The sequence below is a fragment of the Pseudomonas sp. B2M1-30 genome, assembly GCF_025447575.1.
Classification (GTDB): domain Bacteria; phylum Pseudomonadota; class Gammaproteobacteria; order Pseudomonadales; family Pseudomonadaceae; genus Aquipseudomonas; species Aquipseudomonas botevensis.
Genome location: NZ_JAOEJT010000029.1, coordinates 1 through 9,679 on the forward strand (window position 1 = coordinate 1; position 9,679 = coordinate 9,679).

Below are 9,679 nucleotides of genomic sequence, written 5' to 3' on the forward strand. Positions count from 1 at the left end.
CCCCCCCCCCCCCCCCCCCCCCAGACCCGCCCAAGCAAGCGCTTGGCTTGTGAAATCCGAATTTTCAGCCATTCTTGCCGTGCCGACGTGTGTCGGACTGGCGAAAGGACTGTTCCAGAGTGGTCGGCAGCGCAAATCACACTTTAGAGGGATCAAGCACTACCACCTGCTGGCTATAGTCCGCTCAAGGATTTTTAAGAACGGGGCAAACGCACAAAACGGGGCGATGCAACATTGAAGCGATTTCGGGCGACCCTTGGCTCCCGGTCCTTCAGGCGTTTTTAAAAGTACTCACTGCCATAACAATAATGCACATGGAGTAGCGTCGATGACCTCAGTAAATCAGTTCTGGCGCCGGGCTAAACTGCCTCTGGCCGTCAGTCTTGCTTCTTCGCTCGCCGGGCCGGCATTCGGCGTCAGTTTCAACGTCGGTGAAATCGAAGGCCAGTTCGACTCATCCCTGTCGATTGGCGCCAGTTGGTCTACCCAGCAACCGAACAAGAACCTCATCGGCGTCAACAACGGTGGCAAGGGGCTGTCCCAGACCTCCGATGACGGTCACGCCAACTTCAAGAGCGGCGAGACTTTCTCCAAGATCTTCAAGGGTATCCATGACCTTGAACTGAAATACGGCGACACCGGCGTGTTCGTCCGTGGCAAATACTGGTACGACTTCGAGCTCAAGGATGAAAGCCGCGAGTTCAAGGACATCAGCGACCACAACCGCAAGGAAGGCGCCAAGTCCTCCGGCGGCCAGATCCTCGACGCCTTCGTCTACCACAACTACTCGATTGCCGATCAGCCGGGTTCCGTGCGTCTGGGCAAGCAGGTGGTGAGCTGGGGTGAAAGTACCTTCATCGGCGGCGGCATCAACTCGATCAACCCGATCGATGTGTCCGCGTTCCGTCGTCCCGGCGCCGAAGTCAAGGAAGGCCTGATTCCGGTCAACATGTTCTACGTGTCCCAGAGCCTCACCGACAACCTGTCGGCCGAAGCCTTCTATCAGCTGGAGTGGGACCAGACTGTCGTCGACAACTGCGGCACCTTCTTCTCCCAGCCGGACATCATTGCCGACGGCTGCACCGACAACCTGCGCGTGCTGAACAAGCGTTCGCAGATCCCGGCCGTCGCCCTCGGGCCATTGGCCGCCGCCGGTGTCGACGTCAACGAGGAAGGCGTGCTGGTACGCCGGGCTGGCGACCGCGATGCCCGTGACAGCGGCCAGTGGGGTGCGTCGTTCAAGTACATGTTCGACCCGCTCGATACCGAGTTCGGTGCCTACTTCATGAACTACCACAGCCGTGCGCCGATCTTCAGCGCCACGGGTGCGCCGCAGTCGGTGTACAACGGTGTGGCGGCACTGCCGGCGGCATTCCGCGCGCTGGGGCCGCTGGTGGTCGCGGGCAGCTCGAAATACTTCGTCGAATACCCTGAAGACATCCGTCTCTATGGCCTGAGCTTCTCCACCACCCTGCCTACCGGTACGGCGTGGAGCGGTGAAATCAGCTACCGGCCGAACGCTCCGGTACAACTGAACTCCACCGACATCCTGTTTGCCGGTGTGCGTCCTCTGGGCGGCTCCCTGGCCAACGCCTCGCTGCTCAACGGTGTGCCGGGCCAGGATCTGCACGGCTATCGCCGCAAGGAAATCACCCAGTTCCAGACCACCCTGACGCACTTCTTCGATCAGGTCATGGGCGCCAGCCGTCTGACCCTGGTGGGCGAAGTGGGCGTGACCCACGTCGGCGGCCTGGAAAGCAGCTCCGACGTACGTTATGGCCGCGATCCGGTCTACGGTCCGGGCGAACTGCCGGCCACCGGTGGCGCCAACACTTGCGTGGCGCTCAATACCAGCACCATCAACGGTGCAGGTCCGGGCACACCGACCAACAACCGCAGCCGCAATTGCAACGATGACGGTTTCACCACGGCGACTTCGTGGGGCTATCGCGGTCGGGCGATCTGGGAATACAACGACGTGTTCGCCGGTGTGAACCTCAAGCCGAACGTGGCCTGGTCCCATGACGTCAGCGGTTACTCGCCAGGCCCTGGCGGCAACTTCGAGGAAGGTCGCAAGGCGGTGAGCCTGGGTGTCGATGCCGAGTACCAGAACACCTACACCGCGAGCCTGGCCTACACCAACTTCTTCGACGGCAAGTACACCACTGTTGATGACCGCGACTTCGTTGCACTCAGCTTCGGCGTGAACTTCTAAGCACTGCATTTTCAGGACGAGCGAATTTATGAAAATAACAAAGAGTCTGTTCCACGCCGGTGTTCTGGGCCTGTCGCTGCTGGCGACCGGCGTCATGGCGGCGGTGCCTGCCGCCGAAGCGGACAAACTGGGCAAGAGCCTGACCCCGATGGGCGCCGAGATGGCCGGCAACGCCGATGGCTCGATTCCGGCCTGGAAACCGATGGCGAAAAATGCCGGCACCGTCGACAGCAAGGGTTTCCTGTCCGATCCGTATGCCAGTGAAAAGCCGCTGTTCACCATCACCAAACAGAACGTCGACCAGTACAAGGACAAGCTCTCGCCGGGCCAGTACGCGATGTTCCAGCGCTACCCGGACACCTTCAAGATGCCGGTCTACCCGTCCCATCGCGGCGCAACCGTGCCGGATGACGTGTTTGCCGCGATCAAGAAGAACGCGGTCAATACCACGCTGGTGTCTGGCGGCAACGGTCTGGAAAAATTCGATACCGCTGTGCCTTTCCCGATTCCGAAAAGTGGCCTGGAGGTGATCTGGAACCACATCACCCGTTATCGCGGCGGCAGCGTGACCCGACTGGTAACCCAGGCCACACCGCAACCCAATGGCTCGTTCAGCCTGGTGTACTTCCAGGATCAGTTCGTGTTCCGCGACAAGATGAAGGACTACGATCCGGCGAACCCGGGCAACATCCTGTTTTACTTCAAGCAAAAAGTGACTGCGCCGGCACGTCTGGCCGGTACGGTGCTGCTGGTTCACGAAACCCTCGATCAGGTGAAGGAACCGCGTGCGGCGTGGATCTACAACGCCGGTCAGCGTCGCGTGCGTCGTGCGCCTCAAGTGTCGTATGACGGCCCGGGCACCGCGGCGGATGGTCTGCGTACCTCGGACAACCTCGATATGTACAACGGCGCGCCAGATCGCTACGACTGGAAGCTCGAAGGCAAGAAAGAGATGTACATCGCCTCCGACAGCTACAAGCTCGACGATCCGAAACTCAAGTACGCCGATATCCTCAAGGCGGGTCATATCAATCAGGACCTGACCCGTTACGAGCTGCGTCGCGTGTGGCATGTGGTCGCCACCCTGAAAGAAGGCCAGCGCCACATCTACGCCAAGCGTGACTTCTACATCGATGAAGACACCTGGCAAGCCGCGGTGATCGACCACTACGACGGTCGTAATCAACTCTGGCGTGTGGCGGAAGCCCACTCTCAGGATTACTACAACGTGCAAGTGCCGTGGTACACCCTCGAAACCCTCTACGACCTGCAGTCGGGTCGTTACCTGGCCCTGGGCATGAAGAACGAAGAGAAGTCGGCGTATGACTTCGGCTTCACGGCCACTACCAGTGACTTCACCCCGGCCGCCCTGCGTCAGGATGGTGTCCGCTAAACCGTTGTAAAAACGAGGCCGCATCCTCGTGAAAACGCCCCGACTGGTTCGGGGCGTTTTTTTGTCCCTGCTTTCCCTTTCGGGTTATCGCTGCAGGTAGACTCTCACGATTCGAATTTTTGGATTTTGGCTCGTGCTCAAGCGTTCATTCATCAAAGCGGTGCTCCTTTCTTCGGTTTTTGTGATGACTGGCAGCCATGCCAGCCTGCAACACAAGCCTCGCGTGTTGATCATTGGCGACTCCATCTCCATCGGATATACGCCATATGTCCAGCAGGCACTGGCGGGCCAGGCCGAAGTCGTACATAACGCCGGTAATGCTCAGGACACGGTCAATGGTCTGAAGAATCTTGAGTCCTGGTTGGCTGATGGCAAATGGGATGTGATCAGCTTCAACTTCGGCCTGTGGGATCTGTGCTATCGCCGACCAGGTCCTGTTACCCAAGAGAACCGGGACAAGGTCAATGGCGCAATTGCTGTCCCGCTCAATGCCTATGAGCAAAATCTCCAGTCGATCGCCACGCGGCTCAAGTCCACGGGGGCAAAGGTTATCTTTCAGAACATAACCGTGGTGCCGGCCCAGGAGCCAGGTCGCTACAGTGATGATGTCGGCCGTTATAACCGAGTGGCTGCCGACGTCATGAAGCGTCTGGATATTCCGGTCAATGATCTGCAAGGTGCCAGTGCTGCTCTGCCCGACGTCATGCGGGAGTCGAATACCGATGTGCATTACACCGAGTCGGGATATGCACGGATTGCACAATCCGTCCTCCTGAGTATTCAAGCCCGGCTCTGATCTGCTGATTGAACCAGCCGGCTCGGTGCGGGCTCTTTTTGCAGGGCGATCAACGGTACAAGCGGACTCGACCGGAGCCCGGATGGGGGGCAGTGGCTATCCTTGTGTCGCGGATGCGCCTGTGTGCCATGCGGTTTGATGTCTTGCTTGCAGCCTTTTTGTAGCCATTTGTAGCAGCCACCTTCAATCCGACTTCGTTTGCCGCTAGTCTGCGGACATCTGCAACGCCGCCATCAGCAATTCAAACAAGAGCCGGCCATGACTGATCTGTCCCCACTTCCGGGTTCCGCAAGCGTTGCCGTCGCGGCACTGGACGGACGTTTCTTCCGTCCACCGTTGCCCGAGGGCTACGTGCTGCGACCGCGTCTGTGTGAGCGCCTGAGTGCCGGGCTTGGTGGACGCCTGCTGCTGGTCAGCGCGCCGGCCGGGTTTGGCAAGAGTTCGCTGGCGGTGGAGTTCTGTCAGAGCCTGCCGGCGCACTGGCAAAGCCTGTGGCTGGGGCTCAGCGCCCGGGACAGCGATCCGGGGCGGTTCCTCGAGCGCTTGCTCGAAGGGTTGCAGGATTACTTCCCGCAACTGGGCAGCCGCGCGCTCGGGCTGTTGAAGATGCGTCAGCGGCATCAGCCGTTCGCGTTCGAAGAGTGGCTCGACGGCCTGCTCGACGAACTGGCGCTGCAGCTTGATCCGAAGGCGCCGCTGCTGCTGGTACTCGACGACTACCATCTCGCTCAGGGACCGGTGCTTGACCGTTGCCTGCAATTTTTCCTCAATCATTTGCCCGATGGCCTGGTGGTCATGGTCACCAGCCGCCAGCGTCCTGACTGGCATCTGGCGCGTCTGCGGCTGTCGCGCCAACTGCTGGAACTGAATGAACAGGACCTGCGGCTGACCTACGATGAGGCCTTGACCCTGCTCGACCGCCATAGCAGTTCACTGCGCGGCGAGGCGCTGGAAAGCCTGATCCAGCGGAGTGAAGGCTGGGTCGCCGGGTTGCGCTTCTGGCTGCTGGCGGTTGCCGAGGCCGGCAGCGATGCTTTGTTGCCGCAAGCGCTGAACGGCGGGGAAGGGCTGATTCGCGACTATCTGCTGGAAGAGGTCATCGATTGTCTGCCCGCCGAGGTTCAGGCATTCCTTTATGAAACCGCGCCGCAGGAACGCTTTTGCAGCGAACTGTGCGACGCCGTGCGCGAAGCCCATGACAGCGCCGAGATTCTGCGTTTTCTGCTGGCGCATCAGGTGTTCCTGGTGCCGCTGGACGAACACGGGCACTGGTATCGCTACCACCATTTGTTCTCCGATCTGCTGCGCAGCCGACCCATGACCCAGGCCATGGTGCCGGCTGCGACGCTGCATCTGCGCGCCTGTCGCTGGTTCAACGCCCAGGGGCTGCTCGACGAAGCGGTGGAGCAGGCGTTGCGCGCCGGCCACCTCGATGTGGCAGCGAATCTGGTGCAGAACCTGTCCGAGGAACAGCTGCTGGCCGAGCAGAACGTCGGCATGCTGCTGCGCTGGAAAATGGACTTGCCCGACAGCCTGCTGATCAGCACGCCACGGCTGATTGTGCTGTACAGCTGGGCACTGGGGCTGGCCTGCCAGCTCGACGCGGCCGAAGAGTTGTCCAGTCATTTGAGCCGTTTCTTGCCGGCGCCCTCGGCAACCGCGCAGAAATCGATGCTGGCGCAATGGCTGGCGCTGAGCGGGATCATCGCCCGGGGTCGCGGCCATCGTGAACTGACGCTGAGGTATTGCACCGAAGCACTGGAGAGCCTGCCGGCCAAGCGTTACGGCCAGCGGCTGATGTGTCTGTCGACCCTGTCCAATCTGGCGATCGCCGACGGCGATCTGTGGCGCGCACGGGGCTTGAACCGCGAGTCGCTGGAGCTGGCGCAACGGGTCGGCAATCCTCTGTTCGAGGCGCTGGCCCACTACGACCGCGCCCGGGTATTGCAGGCGCGGGGCGAGATCGTGCGGGCGCTGGATGAAGTTCATCAGGGTCTGGAGCGGCTGCGGGGGCTGTCGCCGCAACGCTTGTATGCGGTGCGTGCGCGTCTGACGCTGTATGAAGGTTTTCTGTTGGCGATGCGCCTGCAACCGCAGGCGGCACGTTCACGATTGCAGGCCGGCCTGAGCGAGGCGCGAGCCTGCCGCGACATCAGCGTGCTGATCGGTCATTGCGTGATTGCCCGGCTGGATGGCAACAGCGGTGAGTTCGCCAAGGCCTTCGCCGAACTGGCCGAAGCCGAGCGCTTGATGCATATCTGGGATGTGCCGCCGATCTACTACCTGGCGATGATTACCCTGGTCAAATGCGAACTGTGGCTGACTCAGGGGCGCACCGACCTGGCCGAGGCCTGGCTGGCACGACTGGGGCAGACCTATACCGGTGAACGCGCGGCGGCACCGCCGGAGTTTCACCCGCAATTGCCGCTGCATGTCGAATTGCAGCAGGCGTTGCTCGACGTGATCCAGGGGCAGCCGATGCTCGCCGAAGGGCGGTTGAATGTGTTGCATGAAAACGGACAGCAGACCGGTCGCCACTTGCTCAGCGTTATGGCGCTGACGCAAAAAGTGGCTTTGCTGCTGGCCGGTGGGCGTGATTCGGAAGCACGAAAGGCGCTGAGTGAGGCATTGGAAACTGCAGCCGGTGGTGTGTTGCAGCCGTTCGACAGTCTGGTGAAGGAACACGCTGACTGGTTGCGTGGCCAACTGCTGACTTCGCCATTGTCGGCGGGACAACGATTACTTGAGCAGTTGGTGCATGCGCCGATTCGTCCAGTGATCGAGTCCGGTGCCACTGAACAACTCAGCAGTCGAGAAATGGCAGTGCTGCGACTGATTGCCGATGGCTGTTCGAATCAGGAGATCAGCAATCAGCTGTTCATCTCCTTGCATACTGTGAAAACCCACGCCAGCCATATCAACAGCAAGCTGGCCGTGGAGCGGCGAACTCAGGCCGTAGCTCGTGCGAAAGAATTGGGTCTGTTGTCCTGAGTGATAAATAAATGAACAAAAAAACACCCCGCCTTGGCGGGGTGTTTTCATTTGCTTATTGCATTGCGCTCAAGGAACGGCAGATCAGACCAGGACATCGTTCGCACTGAGCGTGTTGACGCCCACGAGTTCAATCTGGAAATCAGCCCCGTTGGGACCCGTCACGTTGGTCGTAAGGAAATGATCGACGAAACGAAGTTGACCGGCACCAGTGAACTCACTTGAGCCGATGAAGGTGAGATGCTGGACGCCGAGGGCAATCGGATCGATATCGAAATTTGAGAGGTCGATCTTGTCACCTTCCAGCGCGTTGAAATCGGTAATGACGTTATGTGAGCTACTGGTGTCCTGGCCGAGCGAATTGATGAAGGAAAAGCTGTCAGCCCCCGTACCACCGCTCATCGTGGTATTTCCCCTGCCGCCGACCAGGGTGTCGTCACCTTCTGCGCCGAACAGTGTGTCGTTACCGGTACCGCCGTCCAGAATATTGTTGCCCGCGTTGCCCGTCAGGACGTTGTCCAGAGCGTTGCCGGTCAGGTTGATGTGGGTGCTGTCGAGCAGGATGCCGTCTTCGACGTTGGCCGACAGGGTGTAACTGACCTTGGTCCTGATCAGGTCATGGCCTTCACCTTGCAGTTCGACAACCACATCGTTGACGTTCTCCACGCCATAGATGTCGTCACCGGCGCCACCGATCATGGTATCGGCGCCCTGACCACCGAGCAGGGTATTGTTGCCGGCGTTACCGGTCAGGACGTTGTCCAGCGAGTTGCCGGTCAGGGTCAGGTCGGCACTGTCGAGCATCGTGCCGTCTTCGACGTTGGCCGACAGGGTGTAGCTGACTTTGGTCCTGATCAGGTCACGGCCTTCACCTTCCAGTTCGACGACGACATCGTTGACGTTCTCCACACCATAGATGTCGTTGCCGGCGCCACCGATCATGGTATCGGCGCCCAGACCGCCGAGCAGGGTGTTGTTGCCCGCATTGCCCGTCAGGACGTTGTCCAGCGAGTTGCCGGTCAATGTCAGGTCGGCGTTACCGAGCAGGTTTGCGTCCTCGAGGTTGTTGGACAAGACATAGCTGATGCTGGTCCTGACCAGATCATGGCCTTCGTTGGCTTGTTCGATGACGACATCGTTGATGTTGTCCACCTCGTAGATGTCGTTGCCGGCGCCACCGATCAGGGTGTCGGCACCAGCCCCACCGATCAGGGTATTGTTGCCGGCGTTACCGGTCAGGACGTTGTCCAGCGAGTTGCCGGTCAGGGTCAGGTCGGCGCTGTCGAGCATGGTGCCGTCTTCGACGTTGGCCGACAGGGTGTAGCTGACCTTGGTTCTGATCAGGTCGTGGCCTTCACCTTCCAGTTCGACGACGACATCGTTGACGTTCTCCACGCCGTAGATGTCGTTGCCGGCACCACCGATCATGGTGTCGGCGCCCTGCCCGCCGAGCAGGGTGTTGTTGCCCGCGTTACCGGTCAGGACGTTGTCCAGCGAGTTGCCGGTCAGGGTCAGGTCGGCACTGTCGAGCATGGTGCCGTCTTCGACGTTGGCCGACAGGGTATAGCTGACTTTGGTTCTGATCAGGTCTCGACCTTCACCTTCCAGTTCGATGACCACATCGTTGACGTTCTCCACGCCGTAGATGTCGTCGCCGGCGCCGCCGATCATGGTATCGGCGCCCAGACCGCCGAGCAGGCTGTTGTTGCCGGCGTTGCCAGTCAGGACGTTATCCAGCGAGTTGCCGGTCAGGTCGATATGGGTGTTGCCCAGCAGTGTGCCGTCCTCAACGTTGCTGGAGAGGACATAGCTGACCTGGGTTTTCACCAGATCGTGACCTTCGCCAGCCTGTTCGACGACGACGTCACCGATGTTATCCACAATGTAGATATCGTCACCCGCACCACCCATCATGGAGTCGGCACCGGCTGCTCCGTCCAGAATGTTGTTGCCCGCATTGCCCGTCAGGACGTTGTCCAGAGCGTTGCCGGTCAGGTTGATGTGGGTGCTGTCGAGCAGGATGCCGTCTTCGACGTTGGCCGACAGGGTGTAACTGACCCGTGTCCTGATCAGGTCGCGGCCTTCGCCTTCCAGTTCGATGACCACATCGTTGACGTTCTCCACGCCGTAGATGTCGTTGCCGGCACCACCGATCATGGTGTCGGCACCCAGGCCGCCGAGCAGGCTGTTGTTTCCGGCGTTGCCGATCAGGACGTTGTCCAGCGAGTTGCCGGTCAGGGTCAGGTCGGCGCTGTCGAGCATGGTGCCGTCTTCGACGTTGGCC

General features: G+C 60.2%; 5 protein-coding genes. 4 read left to right on the top strand and 1 reads right to left on the bottom strand.

Going from position 1 to position 9,679, the window contains the following annotated elements:
• Positions 1–328: 328 nt before the first annotated feature.
• From N8H74_RS29075 to N8H74_RS29090, 4 genes are all read left to right on the top strand, one after another.
• Positions 329–2,215 (top strand): DUF1302 domain-containing protein, encoded by a 1,887-nt coding sequence (locus N8H74_RS29075; protein ID WP_217833870.1) that lies wholly within the window; start codon positions 329–331, stop codon positions 2,213–2,215.
• 28 nt (positions 2,216–2,243) lie between these two features.
• Positions 2,244–3,608 (top strand): DUF1329 domain-containing protein, encoded by a 1,365-nt coding sequence (locus N8H74_RS29080; RefSeq protein WP_217833871.1) that lies wholly within the window; start codon positions 2,244–2,246, stop codon positions 3,606–3,608.
• A 133-nt stretch (positions 3,609–3,741) separates the two neighbouring features.
• Positions 3,742–4,404 (top strand): SGNH/GDSL hydrolase family protein, encoded by a 663-nt coding sequence (locus N8H74_RS29085; protein ID WP_262152156.1) that lies wholly within the window; start codon positions 3,742–3,744, stop codon positions 4,402–4,404.
• A gap of 258 nt (positions 4,405–4,662) precedes the next feature.
• Entirely contained in the window at positions 4,663–7,395 is a 2,733-nt protein-coding gene (locus N8H74_RS29090; protein ID WP_262152158.1) for a LuxR C-terminal-related transcriptional regulator, read from the top strand.
• An 84-nt stretch (positions 7,396–7,479) separates the two neighbouring features.
• Here the strand turns inward: N8H74_RS29090 and N8H74_RS29095 are convergent.
• On the bottom strand, positions 7,480–9,679 hold a 2,200-nt coding region (locus N8H74_RS29095; protein WP_262152160.1), incomplete at its 5' end, for a calcium-binding protein.